Below are 1,065 nucleotides of genomic sequence, written 5' to 3'. Positions count from 1 at the left end.
TGAATCGCCACGAGTTTCCTAGACACTCGCGAGCCGCTTGAAATACTGCTTTTCATACTCGACCGGCGACAAGTCATTGCTGGAGCTGTGCCGGCGTTTTGGATTGTAAAACATCTCGATATAATCGAAGACATCCCGCTTTGCATCTTCCCGAGTGCCGTAGGTCTTGCGTCGGATCCGTTCCCGTTTCAGGAGCTGGAAGAAGCTCTCGGCCACGGCATTATCGTGGCAGTTACCACGCCGGCTCATGCTCTGCTGCAGGTTATGCTCGTCCAGGAAGTCGCGCCAGTCGTAGCTGCTGAACTGGCTGCCCTGATCCGAATGCACCATTACCGCATTCTTTGGTTGCCGCCGCCAGACCGCCATCAAGAGCGCATTCATCGCTAGCTCGCGATCGATTCGAGAACTCATCGACCAGCCCACCACCTGACGCGAAAACAGGTCTAATACAACAGCCAGATAAAGCCAGCCTTCGTAAGTGCGAATGTACGTGATGTCCGTAACCCAGACCCGATTCGGTTCCTGCACGTCGAATTGGCGCTGTAGATGGTTCGGCGCTACCAGCGATGGCGCGCCGCCGCGTTTGTATTTGCGCTTGGCGTAGCCGGTTTGCGAACGAATCCCGGCCGACCTCATCAGACGGTGGACGCGATTGATGCCGCATTGTTCACCGAGCTCGCGTAGATCGTCGCTGACCTTGCGATAGCCGTAGACGCTGCCGCTTTCCAGCCACGATTCCTTGATGGGTACCAGAAGGCGCTTGTCTTCTCTGGCGCGCTTACTTTCAGGATTCAGGCGCCAGGCATAGAAGCCACTCGGATGCACCTCAAGCACTTTGCACAGCCGGCGCACCGGAAATTGGTCCTGCAACTCAACGATTAAGGTGTACCTTACCCGGACGTCTTGGCAAAGTACACCGCGGCCTTTTTCAATATGTCACGCTCCTCCGTGACTCGCTTGAGCTCGGCCTTCAGGCGCCGCATTTCGTCAGACTGGGCATCGACAGCCTTGCGCTCAGCCTCAGGCACGCCGTAACGCTTCGTCCAGGCGTACAGGCTATGGATG

At 56.8% G+C, this 1,065-nt stretch carries 1 protein-coding gene; it reads right to left on the bottom strand.

Annotated features, from left to right (window positions below):
- Nucleotides 1–18: 18 nt before the first annotated feature.
- Nucleotides 19–1,065 (bottom strand): IS3 family transposase gene (locus ACZ9AQ_RS24180; protein WP_429207352.1). Its coding sequence is split into 2 segments (ribosomal slippage), with 1,048 coding nucleotides annotated over them: nt 19–929 and nt 929–1,065; the frame shifts between segments, so codons are not numbered across the junction. This gene is flagged as partial in the annotation.

It is taken from the genome of Massilia sp. UYP34 (genome assembly GCF_056279385.1).
Note: the sequence above shows the minus strand (reverse complement) of the source record. Positions and strands in the feature narration are given on the sequence as shown.